Below are 21,131 nucleotides of genomic sequence, written 5' to 3'. Positions count from 1 at the left end.
CGCTATTGGACGGAAGCCGGAAGCAAAGGTCGAGCGAAACTGAGTTCGTGGCCGTCGGGATCAACCAGGTGGAAGAAGCGCTCACCCCATTCGGCATCGCGGGGCACGGTCGCCGGCTTGTAACCTGCCGCGAGCGCGCGTTCGTAAAGCGCGTCAACATCGGTGACGTAGAAGATGACCCGACCCCACCAGGACCAGCGTCGTTCGGCAGGTTGGTCGATGAGGTTGAGGTAGCTCGTACCTACTCGAAAGCTAGTGAACGACGACGATTCGCCGCCATGCAGTACCTCAAAGCCCAGCGCACGGTAGAATTGGACAGCCCGTGGCATTTCATGCGTGCCGAGTGTGACCGCGCTGACTCCCTCGATCATGGCCAAACTCCCCTGTTCGATTTCGCTGCGCCTTTTGTTGCCGCGGCAGCGGGATTAACCTCCACCTCATGTGCGACGAACGGCAGCAAGTCAACGCCGAGCGGCCCTTTCCATGCGTCGCCGCTCACGGCGAACGGTAGACGTCCCAAACAGTTCGAACCGAACATGTAGAGGCTCTAAACTTTAGCCAGTCGATCCGAACAGCACACGCGAAAAGGAGCAGAGCATGAAGGGCGATAAAAATGTTATCGAATACCTGAACAAAGCGCTTCGCCACGAGCTCACCGCGGTGAACCAATACTGGCTGCACTACCGCCTGCTCGACAATTGGGGCTACAAGGTGCTGGCCAAGATGTGGCGCAAGGAATCGATTGAAGAGATGCAACATGCAGACAAGCTCATCGAACGCATTATCTTCCTCGATGGATCTCCCAATATGCAGACGCTGGAATCCCTTCATATCGGGAAGACCGTGAAGGGCGTGCTCGATAGCGACTTGCAAGCCGAATTGTCGGCGCGCTCCCTCTACGCTGAAGCCGCGACCCATTGCCATCAGGTCGAAGACTACGTGACACGGGATCTGTTTGAGCAACTCATGCACGATGAGGAAGAGCATATCGATTTTTTGGAAACCCAGATCGAACTCGTCGCGAGGATCGGTCTTGAGCTATATGCCCAGCGTCATATCGGAGAGCTCGACAAGGACTAAAGTGCCAACAACTGCTTTGGCCCTTGTCAGTCATGCCGCGCTGGCTGACGAAGGTCCGTTCCGGCAAGGCTCACCGCCTCGTTAGAGTTGTGATCAATCTCAAGACCGCTGAAGCGCTCTGGGTTGAAGAGCCGGCAAGGCTACCCTCGCCAACGAGGGACCGAATAAGGGCTCCATCTGCTGCGATGCATGAGCCGGCCGAGCGCTCGATGCGCTGGTGGCGCCGGTCGCGTTGTACCCTGCGTTGCGGACTACTTCGAGTCATGCTGCCTGAGCCTAACGATGTGCGCTATTCGGTGACGACCGGAAGTAGCAGACGAGCTGTCAAAACGACGCTTTTTGACCCCAAGGCGACATTGAGAGTGACGTTTGGCGCGATAGGTGCGCCGACGGGCTGGACACGGACCGCCGTCGATCTATCAAGTCTGCCTCTTCACGATCTCAAACCCCTTTGCCTGCAGTTCCAGCAGTATGCCCTGCGCCAAGTGCGCGCACTCTTCGGGCTTGATCCAATGCGGGCTTCTCCAATCGGGATCGTCTTCCTTTGGGTAACTGGTGAATGCGGAGCGAATGGCGGCTTCGATTACGTCAAGGGGATTGTCCGACATCTGCAGCCCTCACGCGTTCGGCCAACTAAGCAAATCCCAGAAATGGCCCAAGAAACATGCGCCGACCGACAGTGATCCGGCAGCCCTCTCGCCAGCGCATGGTCACCTGCCTCAAAGAAAAGATGACCGAATTGTCGCCTGCATGCTTGGCCACATTAAAGTCAACAGAATAAGAGAAGCCCCTAAACCGGACGTCACGGTTACGCCCTCCGACTTCCGCGTTTGGCCCTCTTGAGACATGCCGGACGGCCGTGACGATGTCCGCTTCCGAACGAAGACCGGAAGTGCCGCCCCGCCGGTGCGAGGTCTCAGTTTGACCCTGAGCGGTCATAAACTGGCGTGCTCCATACCTCTGACAGGATCCCCAACGTTGCGATATAATCCTGCTCTGCCCGTTTGGGCGGGGTCGAATGCAATTCGACGATCTGAAACAGCGCGAGTTCGTAAGGAGGTGTCATATGGACGCTACTCGACGTGCTCTTTTAGGCGCAGCCGCGCTCGGCGCTAGTGGGCTCGCCCTGATGCAGAACGCGGCTGGAGCAGCCGCAGACGAGCGCGGCAATCCAGGCGACGGCGGGTATGGCCGAAACTCGGTGCAGCTTCCGCCGGGCGCCAAGGTCGCTTACCACGACCCAAAAGACATCGAGGCCATGCCAAACTTCAAGTATTCGCTCGATGGCAGCATTCCGAAAGTTACATCGGGCGGTTGGGCAAAGGAATCGACCGAACATCAACTCCCGGTAAGCAAAGGGCTCGCGGGCGTTCACATGTTCCTCAACCCGGGAGCATCGCGCGAACTACATTGGCATGCCATAGCAGCCGAATGGGCCTTCGTCATTGACGGCCGATGCCAAACAGTGGTGATCGAGCCTTCGGGCGCGAGCGAGATCAACAACTACGAACCGGGCGATCTTTGGTACTTCGCCAGAGGCCACGGCCATTCGATCCAAACTATCGGCGACAAGCCTTGCCACTTTATCCTGTCCTTCGACAATGGTGCGTTCTCGGAGCACGGTACCTTTTCGATCACAGACTGGATTGACGTAACGCCGAAGGACCTCGTGGCGGCCAATTTCAATCTGCCGAAGGATTTGTTCGACGCCTTCCCCAAAGGAGAAACCTACATACAAGCGGGGCCGATTGTGCCTATTTCGCAAGCGCTCGATGCACCATGGCCGAGGGAGTCGACACACAAATTCAGGCTGCTGCGAGACCAAAAGGCAGTACGTGACTTCGAGGGCGGCACGTTCCGCCTCGCCTCCATGGACGAATTCCCGGCCTCCAGGACCATGTCTGGCGGCCTGATGATCATTGAGAAGGGAAAGCAGCGCAATCTGCATTGGCACACCAATGCGAACGAATGGGAATACTATCTGCGCGGCAAAGGGCAGGTCGCGCTGTTTGGATCGGGCGGGCGCAGCAAGGTCACCGACGTGAGCCCGGGTGATGCGGTTTACATCCCTATGGGTTTCGGGCACGCGATCAAGAACGTCGGAGACGAAGACCTTGAAATCGTGCAAACGTGGGACAATGGCAAGTTTGAAGAGATCGATCTCGACCGGTGGGTGCGGTCGAGCCCAAACTACTTGCTGGTGAACAATTTCGCGGGGGTGTCCGAGTCTACGATCAGCAAGATGAAACAGACCTGAACGCTACTTGTCTGCTCAGGGCGATTGAGACATTCATGGGTCAGGTGCGAAGTCTGCTCCTGGCCCTTTTCGGAAATGCCGCGCTGGCTATTGAAAGTCCGGTGTTGAGGGTTAAGCGGGCGTCACGATCGCGCGCTCCGACTTCCGAGTTTGACCCCAAGCGAAGCCCTCGCGTTTCTCCCAGACCGCAGCAGGCGCTACTTCGCGCCGATATCGTTCTCAAGGCTGTCAAAGCCCCCGAGTTGGGCGATCTTTTCGAGGTCGCCCAGCGTGACGACAGAGCGCTTGAAATCAAGAATGCCTTGGGTTCGGAACGCCTGCAGGACGCGGTTGACATGCACGACGCTCAGTCCAAGCGCGTCGGCCAGCTTCGATTGAGTAACCGGGAAGTCAAACTGCTCGTTGGCGACCATATCCATCGCTCCAAGCCGCTGGCGCAATTCCGCAATCAAATAGGCCATACGTCCCGATGCCGATCGTGTGCCCAGATTGACGATCCATTGCCGGAACAGCGCGGCGTCAACAAGCGACTCGCGCCAGAGCGCTCTAGCCAAAGCCGGTCGCGTACCAAGGGTCCGTTCGAGCTCATCGTGATCGATAAAACCAACCTGCGCTTTTGAGAGCGTCGTCAGGTCGTGATCCATCCGCTTCAATACCAGCCCATGAAGATCGGGTATGTCGCCCGCGATGTGAAACGATAGGATCTGTCGCTTGCCGTCTTCCGACACTTTGGACCGATAGGCGAAGCCGCTCAGAACCACGCAGCATTGGATGCTATCGTCCCCCTCGCGAACGATCGGTGAATCTGGCGGCAAACTCTTCACCGGCGCGACGATCGACCGGAGGGCTTGAACATCTTCGTTGGGCAACTCAGAGTGCTGCCGCAGCTTGCGGATCATCATCTCGATCGGCATCTTATGTTCCTTGTCAACCGTTCGAGATAGGAAGCCGTCCGGTTCCACCCCACCATACGCCCGGAACGAGCGCAGAAGTTAAATATCATCCCGCTACGTCAATTATGCCGATTGGTTGTCCGAATGCGGTATTTTTTCACATCGAGCATGGGAAGCGGCATTAAGGTGTTGTTGTCGATCTGGGACGACGAGGACTGCTTGTTGCGACACTGGTTGCCCCTGATTGGATACGCTCGCGCGGTTGGGATGGAGGCGGCGGCTACGCGGTGGATCCATTTTTGGGACCGGTCACTTACATCAGCAACCCACCCGACCGATTATCAGCCGCCGAGAGGTACATGGTCCATCTTGATGAAGTAAAGCGACTGAAGCCGAAGGCGGATATTTCTCTCAAACAGCTTCCGGTTCTCGTAGGATTTAGTGATCCGAACAACCCGACAAGCATGTCCTTGGTCGACCCGTCGAATTTAGCTGGTGCTTTTGGTCCAGGTGTTAAGCTCAAAACAGCGACGGTTGAGATTACCGACGATCCTGTCACCCACTCAATCGAGGGCCACTTGCCGTGGTTGAAGCAAAACAAATTGCCCAAGCTTGACGATCTGATTTTTCCGCCTCCACCGCCGGGATATGAATGGGTCGATCCTCACCCCCCGAATTTCCGCTACAGCGTTTTCCTTAAGCCGCAGTGATGCGAAATCTAGTGACGACTACTTGTGGCCCTTTTCGGAAGTGCAGCGCCGGCTATCGAAAATCCGGTGACGGAGGAAAACCGGACGTCACGGCTGCACCCTCCGACTTCCGAGTTTGGAAATTTTCTCCATCTCCCGGCGCGTTTATTTGACCCATCGAGCGGTATGCACATTCACTGACAAACCAGTACGGGGGTTTTCGACTGCGTCAGCACTTTGTTTGTCACACTACCGATCAGAACCATGGAAAGGCCGCTGCGCCCATGCGATGACATAACAATGAGATCGCAGCCTTTGTCCTCGGCTGCTGCTATGATGGCTTGATGGGGTTGCCCGCTCTCCACTTGAACCGTCTCGCAGGAAACACCGGCCTCCTTGGCCGCATTTGCCGCGCGATCCAACGCACTCGTGGCCTCTTCCTTGCGCAGCTCAGCATATCTTGCGACTGTTTCGCGAAACCGCCCTGTCATTTCGGAAAACGGCTCCACAACGAAGATTACGGATACTTTGGCTCCAACGGATTTTGCCAGCGCCAACCCATGCGCCACCCCATGCTCCGCTAGCTCCGACCCATCTGTCGGAATGAGAATATGCCGGTACAAGCTTCACCTCCCGATGGTCTGGATGTATGCCTTCCGAAATCGACCCAACGCGCAATGGTTCGTCGCCGGCCCGACCGCCGGTGAGGCTTCTCAGTGCGGGCGGCCGGCCAACTTTGGCAGCCGGCCTCCGGATGCGACCCAATCGTCATAGGATCGGAAGGGCAGTCCGAGCCGTTCGTACGACACCCGAAGGTAGCCGTCGCGACCCACAGCGACCGCATCAGGTCGTACAACTCTGACCTCTTGCGCAATTACCCCGACATAGACCTTCTCGCTGCCATTGTAGGCGAAGCGGTAATAACCGAGACCGTTGTCGAACCGGCCCAGCAGCACGACATCGTGTTTCACCATGATATCCGACCGGCGCCCACCACCGCGACCTCCGCCGCCCCGGAAACCGCCGCCGCCACCACGGAAGCCGCCGCCGCCGCGGAATGCTGCAGCCCGGTGTCCGCCGCCCGCGAACCGCGCCCCGCCGCCACGACGCACGCCTGCAGCAGACCTGAAATGTCCGGCCCTGGAAGCTGCTCGGTTGCCTGCTCTCGCACTTCGGGCACCCGCTGCCCGGTGCAGGGCCTGACGATTACCAACGCGCGCGTTGCCGCCAGCGCGTCGAGCGCGATCGGCTACGTTGGCACCCTTCGCGCCCCTCCCCAGCCCCTGCCGGGCGGCAATACCGGCGCCGATACCTGCTGCGCCGGCGGCGATGCCGGCACCCGCGCGATTGGCGCCACCAAACCTCTGCTGCAAGTTTGCATTGTTGTACCGCGCGCCTCCCCGATGCGCCGGATCGTGCCGCCAGTGCTCGACATGGGCGCCGCGATTTACGTTGATGCCTCCGCCAGCCCAATTGATGCTGCTGCCGCCCCAGTAGCCACCGCCGCCCCAGTATCGGCCGGACGCCCAGCGCCCGAGCGCGTAGGCTCCGCCGAACGCGAGACCGGTCGCGATTACGCCGGCGGCGATGTAGCCAGGATATCCCCAGTAGTAGGGGTACGCCGGATAGTCGGCGTATGGCCAATCGCCGTAGACCACCTGCGGTTCATAATAGGGAACGTAAAGGGCGTCCGTCACAGCGGGTTCGATCGAGATGACCTGCCGGCTCTGCTCCTCCTTCACGTTCACGACCTGCTCTTTGGTCGTCACGAGCTTCTTCCTCTCGTAAGCCCTCGCGCGCATCCGCTGCACGGCGTCCATCACGTCCTGCTCCTGCGCAAGGAACGCCTCGCCGAGCTTCTGCGTCCAATCGAGATGTTCGCTCAACATCTGTAGAACGGAGGGCGCCGCCACCAGCGACTTGACGCTTGCGTCCCAGGCCTGTTTCTCCGCCGCGGCCTTGAGCGCGTCTCCGATCAGGTTCTTGTTCTGGTTCACCCAGCGCTCGGCCCGCACCACCTCGAGCGGATAGGTCGATGCCATCAGCACGTTCGCAAGCAGCGTATCCGCGTACAACGCGACCGGCGCCACCAGCGCATCGAGCTCGGCCGGCTTCAGAGCCGGTTGCGTTGGAGCCGGCGGGGGCGCGGCGTTTGGTGGCTGAGTAGGCGCGCTGCCTGGCGTCTGCGTGCTCGTACCGCCGCCCTGGCTTCGTGCCGGAAGAATGCTGACGTGCAGCATTCCAAGGAAAGCGCATATCCAGCAGGCCGTTCTAAGGAACCGCATGTGCTTTGTGCTCCCGATAGCAAAGCTGAGGACTGCAATCCAACTGGCGGAAGCGGCGATGTCGATTGATCTAAATCAAAGGATGAAATGGCCCGCGTTGCGGACTACTCCGAGTCATGCTGCCTGAGCCTAAGGATGTCCGCTATTCGGTGAAGACCGGACGTAGCAGACGAGCTGTCAAAACGACGCTTTTTGATCCAAAGGCGACATTACAGCTATTCGGCAAGACGTCTGGGCTGCATCGATCGGACCGTCAGATCATTGATCTAGATCAACGAACGCGTGCATAAGTCGACAACAATAATACCTAGCCATCTTTGAGCGTCATTGAAACAAATGCATGCGAGCGCCAGAAATCGCCTTCGTTCTCGGTCGTCAATGCGACAAGGTCACCGTAAAACCACGGGAGTTTTGCCGAATTTCATCCGACCCATTGCGTCCTCATATCGCGGGTCGCACGCAGCCATTTACGAAGTTCCCTTTTTCCTGCAAGATCGCAAAGCTTATCTCTAGTTGATAGGTTGACTTCAGTCGCCTGCCGTTCGCCTAGCGTTTAGTTAGTGTACGGGAGTTCACGATGCTGAGGGGCAATGCACACAGCCACCATCCTTGCGACGGACGCTTAGCTGCCTTTGCTGGAGGGCGGCTTTCCTCCGGTGAGTTCAAGTTTCGCAAAGGGGTTGAGCTTTTCGGCGAGCATGATGAGGCAGAGTACGTCTACCAAATCATCTATGGCGCGGTGCGGACTTATAAGCTGCTTTCAGACGGTCGCCGCCAAATCAACTCATTTCACCTGACCGGAGACATATTCGGATTGGAGAGTGGTGGAAGCCATCGCTTTGGCGCCGAGGCGATCATTGACACCAAAGTTCGCATAATGCGGCGGCACAGCCTTCTTGAGATCATGACAAGGGAGGATGGCGGCGCCAAAAATCTTCTCGGCTTGATTACTCTCAGCCTTCAGCACGCTGAGAACCACATGCTTCTGCTGGGCCGAAAGAGTGCGCTGGAGAAGGTCGCAGCGTTCCTGCTCGAAATGGACGAACGGCTCGTTCATCCCGATGAATTAATCCTGCCGATGAACCGGCGCGATATAGCCGATTATCTCGGCCTGACCCTGGAAACCGTATCGCGCTCACTCAAAGTGATGAGAGACAGAAGGATGCTCTGGCTCGATGAGATCACACATAGAAAAATCGTGCTGATGGACCGAGATGGTCTCGCAAAACTCGACGCGTGAACTCCAGCGCCGCGGATCGCGACCTGTTCTTCAACACGGCATCAGTCGTCTCGAGACCTGCCCGACTTGGCCAATGGCCTCGGGCGGGTGGACGGCCCCAGCACGCGGCCCCTAATGCCCCCCAAGGTTGCTGGGGTCGCTCTCTCTAAGAAGGCCTCAGTTGCCTTGTCGTTTCGATTGCCCCTTTTGGCCCTTCTCGAACCTCCGGCGAGGTCCGCCTTCTCGCCGCTGTCAGGATGAGAGCGGACATCAAGCGACCCCTCATCCAACTCCGATTGATGAGTACACGGCCTAGCACTACTTTGGCAGAATGTCGGTTTTGCCTTGCTTTATAGGATTCCCGAATCAATTTTTCAATGATTCATGGGTGGTCGGCTCTTGGAGGGCTGACCATGGCGGGATGGGAAGACGAACTCGAACGTTGGCTGATGCCGTTCTTGGACCGGCTGGGTCATAAGACTCGGCAGCGGATGTGTCCTCTGTATGTTGCGGGACTAATCGGTCCTGGCGATCGCAAGAGCGTTCAGCCGATGGCGGAGCGCCTTGCCTCGGGCAACTACGATCAGCTGCACCATTTCATTGCGGACGGTGTCTGGGACGCGACGCCGCTGGAGACGGAGTTGCTCAACCAGGCGGACCGACTTGTCGGCGGCAGGGACGCGGTGCTGGTTATTGATGACACCTCACTGCCGAAGAAGGGCGAACGCTCGGTTGGTGTTGCGCCTCAATACGCATCGGCTCTCGGCAAAACGGCAAATTGCCAAACGCTGGTGTCTTTGACGCTTGCGCGCGGCGAAGTGCCAGTGATGGTCGCGTTACGTCTCTTTCTGCCTGACAGTTGGACAAGCGACGTATCTCGTTTGAAGCGCGCTCGCGTGCCAGTCGAACACCGAACGCCACGGTCCAAGCCGGAAATTGCGTTGGCCGAGATTGACCGCGCGATGGCAGCCAACGTGCGCTTCGGATGTGTGCTGGCGGATGCAGGATACGGACTTAGCGCACCATTTCGACAAGGGCTAACAGAGCGCGGGCTGGCCTGGGCTGTCGGCATCCCTCGGCACCTGAAGGTGTATCCGGTCGACGTGAAGCTCATTTGGCCGATTACCAAAGTCCGCGGGAAACCACGAAAGCACCACGTGCCCGATATCTTATCGATTGCGGCAGAACAAATGTTGGCCAGCGCCAAATGGAAAGCCGTGAGTTGGCGCAGCGGGACGAAAGGTCGGCTGAAAGCCCGATTTGCTGCTCTCCGTGTCCGCACCGCCGACGGCCCTCCGCAGCGGATATGGGATAAGGGTCAGCAGCATCTCCCGGGCGACGAAGCTTGGCTCATTGGCGAGCAACGTGCCTCGGGGGAAAAGAAATACTATCTCGCCAATCTCCCTGCGACGACGGATCTGCGCACACTGGCCGCCACCATTAAGGCAAGATGGATTTGTGAGCAGGCGCATCAGCAGTTGAAGGAGGAGCTCGGACTTGATCACTTCGAAGGGCGATCCTGGCAGGGTCTTCATCGCCATGCCCTGATGACAATGATTGCTTACGCCTTCCTGCAACATCGTCGCCTCGCATACGCGGGGCGGAAAAAAAAGAATCAACGGGCCTCCGCCTCAGCCAACCATGCCCGCCGTACGTCACGCCATCGTTGATCTCATCCTTCGACCCCCGCCTCAGCAGTGCCCATATTGCCGAAAGAAAATCCGTGAAAAACAGTGGCGCAAACACATTCTGCCAAAGTAGTGCTAGCTAGTTCGTCCGTTGCCGCCATCGAGGCAAAGCCACGGGCAGAACAATGCGGCCAAAGCGGTGTTCGCCTAAAGGCGATTGCGTTTTTTCTGGATCCGGCACGCCTCGCGCTCGATGCTGGCGGCCACCAGCGGCGCCTGGTCGGCGGTGACGGGCGGGGAAAACACGAAGCCCTGAACCAGGTCGCAATCGAGCCCGCCGAGCACGTCCACTTCGGCCGGCAATTCGGCTCCCTCCGCCACGACAGTCATGCCCAGGCCGTGCGACAGGGCGATGATGCCGCCGAGCAGCTTGCGCTTCTCCGGCGCGCTGGAAATGCCGCCCACGAAGGCGCGGTCCACCTTCAGCCAGTGGAACGGCAGGCGCGTGAGATAGCCGAGCGAGGAATAGCCCGAGCCGAAATCGTCCAGCGCCAGCCGGACGCCGAGACCGGAGAGCGCCGTCAGCGTGCGGCTGATCCGCTGCTCGGAATGATCCACGAACAGGCTTTCGGTCAGCTCCAGGCAGAGCAGCTTCGCCGGAAAGCCGGTTTCCGCCAGCACCGCCGCGACGGCCGCATCGAAATCCACGTTCCAGATCTGCGCCGGCGAGACGTTGACCGAGACGGAGCGCGGCGGCAACCCGGCATCGAGCCAGGCGCGGCCCTGCCGGCAGGCCTCGCGCAGCACCCACAGGCCGAGATCGACGATGAGCCCGGAGCTTTCGGCGATCGGGATGAACTCCGCCGGCGAGATTGGTCCGCGCTCGGGATGGGTCCAGCGCAGCAGCGCCTCGAAGCTGGTGACGCGGCCGGTCCTCAGGTCCACTTGCGGCTGGTAATGCGCCTGAAGGGTGCCGGCCTCAACCGCGTGGCGCAGATGCCGGCCGAGATCGAGCCTTTGATCGACTGCCTGGGCATAGACCGGTTCGAACAGTTGCGCCCGGCCGCGCCCGGCCTCCTTGGCCATATAGAGCGCCAAGTCCGCATTGCGCACGGCGGTCTCCGCCGTCGCCCCATGCTCCGGCAGGCGGGCGATGCCGATGGTGGCGCCGACCAAGGCCTCGCCCTCGGCGAGATCGACGGGGACGGACAGCTTGCCGATGAGCCGATCGGCAAGCCCGGTCAGCGCGGCGTCGGACATGCCGCGTCCCTCCGCCAGCACCGCGAATTCGTCGCCGCCGAGCCGGGCGATGAAGGCGCGCGGCCCCAGCTCCTGCCGCAGCGCAGCCGCCACCTGGATCAGCAGTTTGTCGCCGGCGGCATGGCCGAGGGAATCATTGACCTCTTTGAAGCGATCGAGATCGATGAGCAGCAGCGCGGCGCCCCGGTCTTGCCGGGTGCAGCCCTCGATCAGGGCGGCGAGCTGGCGTGTGAACAGCGCGCGATTGGCGAGCCCGGTCAAAGGGTCGGTATAGGCGAGCTGCTCGAGTTGTCGCTCAGCCTCCTTGCGCTCGGTGACGTCCTGCACGGTGCCGATGATGCCGATGACCTTGTCGTGGGCAACCTCCGCCTTGCAGATGACAGCCAGATCGCGGGCCGTGCCGTCCGCGTGCAGGATGCGCAGGTCGGTGGCCTCGGTCCTTCGGGTGCGGACGACCCTCCTCTGCAGGTCCTTGAAGCGGTCGGCGTCGCCGTCCACGAAATAGGGCCTCATGCTCTCATCGGTCGGCTCGAACGTGTCGGGGCCGAAGCCGAGAAGCTGGTAGAGTTCGGGCGCCCAGGTCGTACGGCCGGTGTCCAGACGGTAGCTCCAGGTGCCGATCTTGCCGAGCCGATGGGCTTCCTCCAGCGCCCGCGTGCGCTGGTCGAGCAAAGCCTTGGCCGCCCTGAGCTGGGTGATGTCGCTGGACGTGCCGCGATAGCCGAGAAAGGTGCCATCATCGGCGTAGATGGGCTTGCCGCTGGTGCAGATACTGACGCGCGACCCGTCCTCGCCGATCAGCGTATAAATGAAGTCGCGAAAAGGGCGATGGGCCTCCATGTCGGCCCGGTGCCGCGCCATGGCCTCCGCGTCCTCGGGCGCGTAAGCCAGTTCCCAGCGCGCCTTGCCGCCGGACGCCACGGTCTGGAAGGCCGCGTTGCCGGCCAGCGATTTGGGATAGGGCAGCAGCCGGTGGGCAGCGTCGCTCTCCCAGCACCAGTCCGAGGCGGTAGAGACAAAATCGGCCAGCCGTTGCTCGCTCTCCGTCAGGCGCCGCAGCGCGGAGGTCTCCTCCGTGACGTCGCGGACAATGCCCGACACGCGCCGGACCTGACCGCGCGCGTCGAATTCCGGCTCGCCATGCACCACGCAGTCGAGCAGGCTGCCATCGGGACTGCGGAGCCGCGTCCGCACCGCATAGGGCCGCCCCTCCGCCCAGCAGGCCGCGTAATGCGCCTCCAGAACCTTCCGGCTCTCGGGCAAATAGCGCTCGCGCACCGTGGCGATGGGAACGAAGCCGTCGACCGTTTCGAATTCGTAGAAGGCGGCGAGCTCGGGCGATATCCAGAGATCGGTCGCCGCGGCACTCTGCGACTCCCAATAACCCATGCGGGCCAATCTGATGGCGCAGCGCAGCGATCGCTCCTCATGCCAGCGGCGGCGCGCTTCCCGGGTCGGGGCCTGCCCTTGCGACAATTTGCGAGCGGCCATCGGTCCCCAACTACAACGCTAGCGTGCGCAACCAATACGCTAGCATAGAGCGCCACAACCTTGGAGCGATGGCGGCGACAAACCGGGGTTCTTCGGCATCTTTGGTGTAGTTTCGGTGAATTCTGCAACCGGCACCAAGTGTCGGGACGCGACTTAGTCTGAACAGTTCTTCGCCACGCTCAAACACTGGTTGGTTAGAGCCGCGCAGCGAGCCATCGCGGCCGTCTGCGATGCGACCGCTCCGATCACGCGAAGCCGTCGCACCACGCTCCTGTTCAGCGGATCCGCACCAGCTCCGTATCGAGTTCTCCGGCGACGGCGGGCTCGATCTGGCAGCGCGAGATTCCGATATCGCGCAGCGTCCGGTCATCGAGCTGGCGCAGCGTCTTGATCGCCTCCCGGCGCAACCAATAGGTCGCGAGTGCATCGCCCCACACTCGGAGCAATCGGAGCAATCCGTCCATCATGCTGAACCGCGCGGGCGATGCCGCAGCTGAGTCTATCGTCGTCATTGTCATCTCCTTCGATGCCCAAACGACAAAGCTATGCCGTTGACGCAAATGCCGTCTCGACACCTGCGCCGTCGTAACCTCGGATCGCTTGCGCGCTCCTCGGTGCAATCATGGGCTTGTTCGCTCTTAAATGATCCGGTACATTGCTCGGAGCAAGTAAAACATTGCTCTCGGTGCAATAATGTCGAGGTTCGAATATCTGAAGCTGGCGGATGCGGTGGCCGCCGAAATCGCCAGCGGCGCGCTGAAGGCGGGCGACCGCCTGCCGCCGCAGCGTCATTTCGCCTATGACCGCAACATCGCGGTCTCGACCGCGAGCCGGGTCTACACCGAGCTGTTGCGGCGCGGGCTGGTGGTCGGTGAAGTCGGCCGCGGCACCTTCGTGTCCGGCGAGGCGCGCCGCGGCATCGCCGCTCCAACCGAGCCGCGCGGCGCCCGCATCGATCTCGAATTCAACTATCCGCTGCTGCCGCATCAGGCGACGATGATCGCCAAGAGCCTCGAAGGGCTGGAGCGGCCCGAGGTGCTCGAGGGCGCGCTGCGGCCGGCGACCAGTTTCGGCACGCGCGCGGCGCGGACGATCTCCGCGGAATTCCTCGCGCGCAAGAGCTGGGCGCCGAATCCCGACCAGATCGTGTTCACCGCCAATGGCCGGCAATGCATCGCCTCCGCGCTCGCCGCGGTCGTGCCGCCCGGCGGACGCTGCGGCGTCGAGGCGCTGACCTATCCGTTCGTGAAGGGCATTGCCGCACGGCTCGGCATCGCGCTGGTGCCGCTTGCGATGGACGAGCATGGCGTGCGCCCGGACGCGGTGCAGAAAGCGCACCGCGAGGCGCATCTGTCCGCGCTCTACATCCAGCCTACGATGCAGAACCCGCTCAGCATCACGATGCCGGCCGAGCGCCGAGCCGAGCTGTTGCGCGTGGTGGAGAAGCTCGGCCTCGTCGTCATCGAGGATGGCGTCTACGGATTCCTCGACGATGAGATGCCGCTGGCCGCGCTCGCGCCGGACAGCTGCATCGTGCTCGACAGCTTGTCGAAGAAGGTCGCGCCCGGCCTCGCGCTCGGCTTCATCGTCCCGCCGCCGCGGCTGCGCGAAAGCATCATGGCCGCGGTGCGCTCGGGCGGCTGGACGGCGTCGGGCTACGCCTTCGCCGCCGGGCAGCGATTGATGGCCGACGGCACCGCCGCCGAGCTGTCACGGCTGAAGCGGATCGACGCCGGCCGCCGCCAGCAGATCGCGGCGAAGCATCTGGCCGATTTCGAGGTCCAGACCAACCCGAAATCCTATCATCTGTGGCTGACCTTGCCGCCGCACTGGCGCTCGCAGACCCTGGTCGCGGCCGCGGCACGACGCGACATCGCGCTGACGCCGTCGACGACCTTCGCCGCCACGCCGGGGCACGCGCCCAATGCGGTGCGGCTCGCGCTTGCCGCGCCGCCGATGGAGCAACTCGACCTCGGCCTGCGGACACTGGCGGGAATGCTGAGCGCGACCGAGGAGGATTTTGATTCGACGGAATGACATCGCGTCTGCACTGCGACGCACCAGCCTTCTTCCATTCATTGCGCTTGATTGCGAACCGGCTTCGGCAAAAGCGCATCGGGCAATTGATCGAAGCGGTAGCGCCGCGGGCGGTTGCGGGTGACGAAGCCGCCGACCTGCCAGGTGAACAGCGCGGCGAAGCCGACCAGGAACAGCGCGCCCATCCAGTTCGCAGCCAGCAGCGCCATCACCAGCAATCCGGTCATTGCCACCGCAAGGCACGCCAGCAGCGCCAGCGCCGCGGTGTATGTCTTCGGCCCGAGACCTCCGACCAGCCTGGCCGTGCTGCCCGCCGCCTGCATCCGGCGATGCAGCTCGATGATGAAGTCGCGGTAGAGATGTCCTTGCGGCGCGACCAGCGTCGCGGTCTGCCAGGTGGTCGACAGGATCGCGATCCGCCCGCCTTTGGCATTGTCGATGTCGGCGCGAAACCGCTGCTGCTGCATCGAGACCGGACGGTAGGACAGCTTCACGGCGGAGATGTCGGCGTAATCCCACACGCCCGACCTGCCGGCGATCCGCCACGACAGCCCGTCCGCGGTCAGCTCGAACTGATGCGCCGAGCCAATCAATGAGGCCTTGTAGGCATAGCGCACCGGCGCGCCCTCGCCTGCCTCCGGCCGGTCCTGCAACGTTGTTGGCAATCCGCCGTTCCACCTGTTCAGACACATCCGCGCGCTTGCATGGGATGTCACGCCTATCCTACAAGCGAGCTATGCCCGAGACGACCTATTTTCCGCGTTACCTCATCCTCGGCGGCGCGATGATATCCGGCGTGCTGCTGGCGCTTGCCGTGCACATGCTCGGCGCCCGATACGGGCTCGATCTCGGCGGCCTGTGGCGCTCCGATAGCCACGAGTTCATGCCGGTAGGCGTGGCGATCGCGTGGTGGCTGATCGCGAGCGTCGGGTTTTCGGGCGGCTACTTCACCGCCAATCTGATGCACAGCGCGGTCGCCGGCCAGCTCCCGCAGCGGATGCGCCAGTTCCTGATCGTCGTCGGCGTGCTGATGCTGGCCGGCGCCGGCCAGGCCGCGGCGGCGCCAAGCACGGTTTCGACCATTTCCGCCGTGCTCGCCGGTCTCGCCGCGCTGTGCCTCGGCGCCGTGATGGCGTTTTGCGGCGCCTATTTTGCGCTACGCAAAAGCTAGAGCCCCGGCCTTCTTCCAGATCAGGCCACCGACCTGTCCGGTACCCAGCGCAGCATCTTGGCGACCTCAGCCGCCGGCCGCGGCGGACTGAACAGATAGCCCTGCGCCTGCGTGCAGCCTTCCCGCCGCAGCAGGTCGAACTGGGTATCGGTCTCGACCCCCTCGGCGGTCGTGACGATGCCCAGACTCTTGCCGAGACCGGTGACGGCACGCACGATCGCCATCGAGTCCTCGCGCGTCGCAAGGTCCGTCACGAACGAACGGTCGATCTTGATCTTGTCGAACGGGAAGCTGCGCAGATAGCTCAGCGAGGAATAGCCGGTACCGAAATCGTCGAGCGAGATCCGGACGCCGAAACCGCGCAGCTCATGCAGCACCGCGAGCGTCGCCTCGCTGTTCTGCAGCAGCACCGATTCGGTAATCTCGAGCTCGAGCCGATCCGCCGACAGGCCCGATGCCTGCAGCGCCGCCTTCACCGACGGCACCAGATTCGGGTTCTTGAACTGCACCGGAGACAGGTTGACGGCGACCGCGATGTCCGCAGGCCATCTCACCGCCTCGGCGCAAGCCTTGCGCAGCACGATCTCGCCCAGCGGCATGATCAGCCCGGTTTCTTCGGCGACCGGAATGAAATTGTTCGGTGCGATCAGCCCGCGCAGCGAATGATTCCAGCGCACCAGCGCCTCGAAGGCGACGACCCGATCGCCCACGACATCGCGGATCGGCTGATAATAGACCTCGAACTCGTCGCGCTGGAGCGCGAGCCGCAGGTCACGCTCGAGCAGGCGGCGCGCCTGCGCACGCGCATCCATCCCGGTCTCGAAGAACCGATAGGTGCCGCGGCCGTCGGCCTTGGCGCGGTACAGCGCCAGATCGGCCTTTTGCAGCAGCTCGTCGGGATCCTTGCCGTCCTCGGGCGCGAGCGAGATGCCGACGCTGACGCCGATCACGAGCTGATGGCCCCCGATCTCGTAGGGCGCGGCGATCCGCTCGACCACCGCACTTGCCAACGACGACACCACGGACGGCTCGCAGTTGCTGCAGAACTGCACGATGGCGAATTCATCGCCGCCGAGCCGCGCCACGGTGTCGTGCTCGGTCACGCATTCGCCTAGCCGGCGCGCAACCTCGCGCAGCAGCGCGTCGCCGATCGGATGTCCGAGCGTGTCGTTGATCTCCTTGAAATGATCGAGATCGAGGCAGAGCACCGCCAGCTGGTCGGAGCGCTTGGCCAGTCTCGAAGCCTTCTCGAGCTGCTCACGGAACAGCGTCCGGTTCGGCAGATTGGTCAGCGCGTCATGCCGCGCCATGTGTGAAATCTGTTCCTGGGCCTGCTGCCATTCCGTGATGTCCTCGAAGGTCGCGACCCAGCCACCACCCTTCATCGGCTGATCGACGACACGGATCGCGCGCTCGTTGCGGCTGACGATCCGCGTCGCGCCGTGTCCGGCCTTTGCCTCGGCGACGAGCGCGTTGCAGAATTCCTCGGGATCGCCGTCCCACTCGCCGATGGAATGGAGGTCCTGCAGAACGTCGATCAAGAGGCGTCCCTGCAGCGGCACGCGATTGCGCCCCATCATCTCGCTGTAGCGCTCGTTGAACAGCATGATGCGGCCATCGGCATCGAACATGCACAGTCCCTGCGACATGTTCTCGAGCGCGGTATCCAGCACCACCTTCTGCTTGTGAAGCTCGGTCTTGGCGCGACGATCGAGGATGGATGCGATCAGCGAGAGGCCGAGGATCGCGAAAGCCGCAACCGCGGTCATGAAGGAGAGCACACGCGGCGAGACCGAGAGTCCGTCGGGAACGATGGTCGGATCAGGGACCAGCGTCACCGCACCCATCCCGGTGAAATGATGCGAGACGATCGCAACCGTCAGAAGACCGGTCGCAGCCGCCGTGGTGCCAAGGCGTTCGCCGCGTGCGGCAACGACCAGCGCAAGCGCGCCAAACAGGCTTCCGAATACGATCGAAGCGACGACGATGCCGGGTGCCCAGACGATGCGCGCGGGCAATTCCAGCCCCAGCATGCCGGTGTAATGCATCGCCGCGACACCGACGCCGACGATCGCGCCACCGGCCGCGACCGTCTGCCAGCGTTCGTTGAGCGTGGCGACCGCGAGGCCGACGGCCAGGATCGCAACCGCGAGCACCAGCGACAGCAGCGTGATCGGAATGTTGTATCCGGCCTCGATGCCGGGATCGTACGCCAGCATGGCGACGAAATGGGTGGCCCAGATGCCGCAACCGCCGACCGCCGCATCAAGACCGATCCAGATCTCGCGGGCTCGGCCCTCTGCGGCGCGAGCGCGGTGAAACAGGCTGATCGCGACGGCGCTGGCGAGCAGACAGATCACGCCACCGAGGACGACCAACCGCCAGTCATGTTCCAAGGTGAGACAGGTTAGAACGCGATACATATAGGCCCCCATTATGGACCCATAAAAGCCAGCGCATTCGTGTACGAACGGTAACCGCACCAACAAGGCTTCACGCATGGTGAAAAAGCCTTGAATGTACGTGATACCATCCAAGAAAACGGCAATCCGCCGTGAAATCGTCTCAGCCGCGCAACCCGGGCACCAGTTCAGCCCCGGTCTCGACCTTGAGCGACGAGCCGACGAAATCGTTTTCGATCGGCTGGCAAGCACCGCCGAGATGCTTGGCGAGGAACGCTTCGGTGACGCCATAGAAGGCAAGCCGATTTTCCGGCCGCACAAAACCGTGCCCCTCGTCGGCAAATGTGAAGGTGACGAGATTGGAGATGCCGAACAGATCGACGATGCAGGCGAAGACGTCGGGCGTCTTGGTCGCGGCGACCAGCGCCGAATTGCCGCCATACCTGCCGCTGAAGAAGCCGACGCGCTTCGGATCGGCGATGCCTTGCGCGATCGCCCAATCGACCGCATCGATCAGGTCGTCATGCATCTTGCCACCCCATTCGTGGTCGGCGGCGGTGATGAAGGCTTTGCCGAAGCCGGTCGAGCCCCGGTAGTTGACGGCAAGCACCGCATAGCCCCGGTTGGCGAGCCAATGATGACAGTCCCCGACCGCGCAAGGTTAGATGCCGCGCCGTGACCGCGCAACGACGGCCTCGCTCATTGCCGCGCTTGTGATGATGCGCCGATCCAGATCAGCGCTGTGGCGGCAAGCAGTACGCCGGCGGAGATCACGAGTGCCGCATGCAGGCCCGCGACGAAAGCCGCGGAGCGGCCGACCATCGAGCCGAACAGCGCGACACCAAGCACGCTGCCGGTCTGCCGGGTCGCGTTCAGCACCCCGGCCGCGATCCCGGCATGCTGCGGCTCGGCACTGCCGAGCAGCGCCGATGTCAGGGGCGGCACCAGCAGGCCGAGGCCGCCGCTGATCGCCAGCAGTTGCAGGCAGATCGCGAGATAGCCGGTACCGGGACCGATGAACAGCATCGCCAGGCATCCGGCGGCGGAGAGCGCGGCACCGAGCGCGATCGTCTGCGGCGCGCCGATCCGCTCCGCGACATGCGGCGCGATCAGGTTCGCGGGCAGCACGGCACCGAGCATCGGCACGAATGCGAGGCCAGTGGCGAACGCCGACAGCCCGTTGACTTGCTGGAAGTAGAGGCTGAGCACGAAGATCAGCCCGTAGAACGCAACGTTCACCAGCAGGCCGACCAGCGCGGTCAGAGCAAACATCCGGTGACTGAACAGCGAGAGCGGCAGCATCGGTTGCGCCGTGCGCGCCTCATGCCAGACGAACAGCATGGAAAACACGGCCGCCAGAGCGAAGCCTGCGACGACGAACGGGCTGTCCCAGCCGAGCGCGCCGCCCTCGATGAGCGCGCCGGCCAGCGTGCCGAGCGCGGCGATCGCCGCAATTTGTCCCGGCAGATCGAGCCGGTGCCGGTGATGGCGCGTGGTTTCGCCGGCAAAGCGCCAGGCGAGCCACAGCCCGGCCAGGCCAACCGGCAGATTGACCAGGAAGATCGCGCGCCAGCCGACCAGCGTGATCAGCCCGCCGCCGACGAACGGACCGGCGGTCAGCGCAAGGCTCGCGCCCGCGGCCCACACGCCGACCGCGCGTCCCCGCGCCTTCTCGTCCGCATAGGCGTGGCGGAGCAGCGCGAGCGAGTTCGGCACCAGGATGGCCGCGGCCAGCCCCTGCACGCAGCGCGCGGCGATCAGCGTCACGGCATCAGGCGCGACGGCGCACCCAACCGACGCCGCGGTGAAGATGGCAAAGCCGGCCATGAAAACGCGCTTGGCGCCGATCCGGTCGCCGAGCGCGCCCGCGGTCAGGATGAAGGCGGCAAACGCGATGGTGTAGGCGCTGACCACCCATTGCAGCTCGGCAACGCCGCCGCCGAGCGAGCCGCCGATGGCGTTGAGCGCCGTGTTGACGATGGTGACGTCGAGCTTCACGACGCCGTAACCGAGACTCATCGCGGCGAGCGTCAGCGTCGCCGCAAGCCCGGTCGACGGCCGATGCGACGCCGCGCGCTGGTCCGGCACGCGCCGGAGCTTCAGGGATTTCTGTTGCATGTCTTGACCTCGCTCTGCGCAACCAATGCGAGAGATAGGTCTTCGTTTCTCAATGATAGTTCGCTGCGGATCGAAGTGTGGTATCGCCATGCCGGCCGGGGCCGCGGCGTCGTTGCGCGGCGTTTTGCCTCAATAGACCTACGGACCGCCCCCCGGGCGCCTCATTCCGGCCCGAACGGCGGTCCACAGCCGGATCACGCAGATGCGCACATCGACTTCACGCTTTGGTAAACGCCGCAGCCGGCCCGGACCTCCCCACGCTGATGCATATCGTCTATTCGCTCCGCTTCGACGGCCCCGCAGTGGCGCTGCGACGACGGCAAAATCGGCAGAAATACCGACGAAATCGCCTGGAACGGCTGAAGGACGGCGGAACATGCAGTGGCCCCGTCGCCGACGACGGCATGGCAGCGACTCACATTCCGCAGAGCGAGAACATATGTAGCCAGTATGACAACAACGCTGGACGGGAGCCGAAGGTTGGCTTGTCAAGGGCTGCACAACGCATCGGTTTTGCCTTATGGGTCATCGCGTACGGCGCGTTTGCCCGTCACCCGTCGCCGTCCGTGACCGGGTCCCACTGAAATTGTCCCTGCCGGGA

At 62.5% G+C, this 21,131-nt stretch carries 18 protein-coding genes and 1 pseudogene; 8 read left to right on the top strand and 11 right to left on the bottom strand.

Annotated features, from left to right (window positions below; translation table 11 throughout):
- Nucleotides 1-2: 2 nt before the first annotated feature.
- Complete coding sequence (locus tag ACVW1C_RS34260) at nucleotides 3-371, bottom strand: VOC family protein (RefSeq protein WP_456762049.1); 369 nt, start codon at nucleotides 369-371, stop codon at nucleotides 3-5.
- 226 nt (nucleotides 372-597) lie between these two features.
- Here ACVW1C_RS34260 and bfr point away from each other — a divergent pair, with 226 nt between their 5' ends.
- A complete protein-coding gene (gene bfr / locus ACVW1C_RS34255; RefSeq protein ID WP_456762048.1) occupies nucleotides 598-1,080 on the top strand; it encodes a bacterioferritin in 483 nt (160 codons plus the stop codon).
- A gap of 419 nt (nucleotides 1,081-1,499) precedes the next feature.
- Here the strand turns inward: bfr and ACVW1C_RS34250 are convergent, their stop codons facing one another.
- The gene (locus tag ACVW1C_RS34250; protein WP_456762047.1) at nucleotides 1,500-1,688 is read right to left on the bottom strand and encodes a hypothetical protein; all 189 of its coding nucleotides are present in this window, start codon (nucleotides 1,686-1,688) and stop codon (nucleotides 1,500-1,502) included.
- Nucleotides 1,689-2,098: 410 nt separating this feature from the next.
- Between ACVW1C_RS34250 and ACVW1C_RS34245 the strand changes: the two genes are divergently transcribed.
- Nucleotides 2,099-3,337, top strand: a complete 1,239-nt coding sequence (locus ACVW1C_RS34245; protein WP_456762046.1) for a cupin domain-containing protein — start codon at nucleotides 2,099-2,101, stop codon at nucleotides 3,335-3,337.
- A 197-nt stretch (nucleotides 3,338-3,534) separates the two neighbouring features.
- Here the strand turns inward: ACVW1C_RS34245 and ACVW1C_RS34240 are convergent, their stop codons facing one another.
- On the bottom strand, nucleotides 3,535-4,251 hold the full coding sequence (locus tag ACVW1C_RS34240) for a Crp/Fnr family transcriptional regulator (protein ID WP_456762045.1): 717 nt from the start codon (nucleotides 4,249-4,251) through the stop codon (nucleotides 3,535-3,537).
- Between the two features lie 338 nt (nucleotides 4,252-4,589).
- Here ACVW1C_RS34240 and ACVW1C_RS34235 point away from each other — a divergent pair, with 338 nt between their 5' ends.
- The gene (locus ACVW1C_RS34235) at nucleotides 4,590-4,940 is read left to right on the top strand and encodes a hypothetical protein (protein WP_456762044.1); all 351 of its coding nucleotides are present in this window, start codon (nucleotides 4,590-4,592) and stop codon (nucleotides 4,938-4,940) included.
- Nucleotides 4,941-5,113: 173 nt separating this feature from the next.
- On the opposite strand, the gene ACVW1C_RS34230 is transcribed toward ACVW1C_RS34235, so the two are convergent.
- Together ACVW1C_RS34230 and ACVW1C_RS34225 are read right to left on the bottom strand one after the other, a co-directional pair.
- Complete coding sequence (locus ACVW1C_RS34230) at nucleotides 5,114-5,542, bottom strand: universal stress protein (RefSeq protein ID WP_456762043.1); 429 nt, start codon at nucleotides 5,540-5,542, stop codon at nucleotides 5,114-5,116.
- Between the two features lie 90 nt (nucleotides 5,543-5,632).
- The gene (locus ACVW1C_RS34225; RefSeq protein ID WP_456762042.1) at nucleotides 5,633-7,159 is read right to left on the bottom strand and encodes a DUF3300 domain-containing protein; all 1,527 of its coding nucleotides are present in this window, start codon (nucleotides 7,157-7,159) and stop codon (nucleotides 5,633-5,635) included.
- A 622-nt stretch (nucleotides 7,160-7,781) separates the two neighbouring features.
- On the opposite strand from ACVW1C_RS34225, the gene ACVW1C_RS34220 reads away from it, so the two are divergent.
- Nucleotides 7,782-8,444 (top strand): helix-turn-helix domain-containing protein, encoded by a 663-nt coding sequence (locus ACVW1C_RS34220; protein WP_456762041.1) that lies wholly within the window; start codon nucleotides 7,782-7,784, stop codon nucleotides 8,442-8,444.
- Between the two features lie 356 nt (nucleotides 8,445-8,800).
- Nucleotides 8,801-10,093, top strand: coding sequence for an IS701 family transposase (locus tag ACVW1C_RS34215; RefSeq protein ID WP_456756671.1), 1,293 nt, complete (start codon nucleotides 8,801-8,803; stop codon nucleotides 10,091-10,093).
- A gap of 165 nt (nucleotides 10,094-10,258) precedes the next feature.
- Here the strand turns inward: ACVW1C_RS34215 and ACVW1C_RS34210 are convergent, their stop codons facing one another.
- Both ACVW1C_RS34210 and ACVW1C_RS34205 read right to left on the bottom strand, forming a co-directional pair.
- Entirely contained in the window at nucleotides 10,259-12,802 is a 2,544-nt protein-coding gene (locus tag ACVW1C_RS34210) for an EAL domain-containing protein (protein ID WP_456762040.1), read from the bottom strand.
- Between the two features lie 275 nt (nucleotides 12,803-13,077).
- Nucleotides 13,078-13,314 (bottom strand): DUF1127 domain-containing protein, encoded by a 237-nt coding sequence (locus tag ACVW1C_RS34205; RefSeq protein ID WP_456762039.1) that lies wholly within the window; start codon nucleotides 13,312-13,314, stop codon nucleotides 13,078-13,080.
- Between the two features lie 181 nt (nucleotides 13,315-13,495).
- Here ACVW1C_RS34205 and ACVW1C_RS34200 point away from each other — a divergent pair, with 181 nt between their 5' ends.
- Nucleotides 13,496-14,839, top strand: a complete 1,344-nt coding sequence (locus tag ACVW1C_RS34200) for an aminotransferase-like domain-containing protein (RefSeq protein ID WP_456762038.1) — start codon at nucleotides 13,496-13,498, stop codon at nucleotides 14,837-14,839.
- A gap of 38 nt (nucleotides 14,840-14,877) precedes the next feature.
- Here the strand turns inward: ACVW1C_RS34200 and ACVW1C_RS34195 are convergent, their stop codons facing one another.
- A complete protein-coding gene (locus ACVW1C_RS34195) occupies nucleotides 14,878-15,492 on the bottom strand; it encodes a hypothetical protein (RefSeq protein WP_456763243.1) in 615 nt (204 codons plus the stop codon).
- Between the two features lie 83 nt (nucleotides 15,493-15,575).
- Here ACVW1C_RS34195 and ACVW1C_RS34190 point away from each other — a divergent pair, with 83 nt between their 5' ends.
- On the top strand, nucleotides 15,576-16,010 hold the full coding sequence (locus tag ACVW1C_RS34190; RefSeq protein ID WP_456762037.1) for a hypothetical protein: 435 nt from the start codon (nucleotides 15,576-15,578) through the stop codon (nucleotides 16,008-16,010).
- Nucleotides 16,011-16,030: 20 nt separating this feature from the next.
- On the opposite strand, the gene ACVW1C_RS34185 is transcribed toward ACVW1C_RS34190, so the two are convergent.
- From ACVW1C_RS34185 to ACVW1C_RS34175, 3 genes and pseudogenes are all read right to left on the bottom strand, one after another.
- Nucleotides 16,031-18,433: an EAL domain-containing protein gene (locus ACVW1C_RS34185; protein ID WP_456762036.1), complete on the bottom strand. Its 2,403-nt coding sequence runs from the start codon at nucleotides 18,431-18,433 to the stop codon at nucleotides 16,031-16,033.
- A gap of 142 nt (nucleotides 18,434-18,575) precedes the next feature.
- A pseudogene (locus tag ACVW1C_RS34180) lies at nucleotides 18,576-19,037 on the bottom strand (alpha/beta hydrolase family protein); the annotation flags it as partial.
- Between the two features lie 74 nt (nucleotides 19,038-19,111).
- The gene (locus ACVW1C_RS34175; protein WP_456762035.1) at nucleotides 19,112-20,530 is read right to left on the bottom strand and encodes an MFS transporter; all 1,419 of its coding nucleotides are present in this window, start codon (nucleotides 20,528-20,530) and stop codon (nucleotides 19,112-19,114) included.
- A 263-nt stretch (nucleotides 20,531-20,793) separates the two neighbouring features.
- Here ACVW1C_RS34175 and ACVW1C_RS34170 point away from each other — a divergent pair, with 263 nt between their 5' ends.
- Nucleotides 20,794-21,114, top strand: coding sequence for a hypothetical protein (locus ACVW1C_RS34170; protein ID WP_456762034.1), 321 nt, complete (start codon nucleotides 20,794-20,796; stop codon nucleotides 21,112-21,114).
- Nucleotides 21,115-21,131 lie beyond the last annotated feature (17 nt).

It is taken from the genome of Bradyrhizobium sp. USDA 4011 (assembly GCF_054063415.1).
The sequence above is the reverse complement of the archived record's forward strand: the minus strand, read 5'-3'. Positions and strand labels throughout refer to the sequence as shown.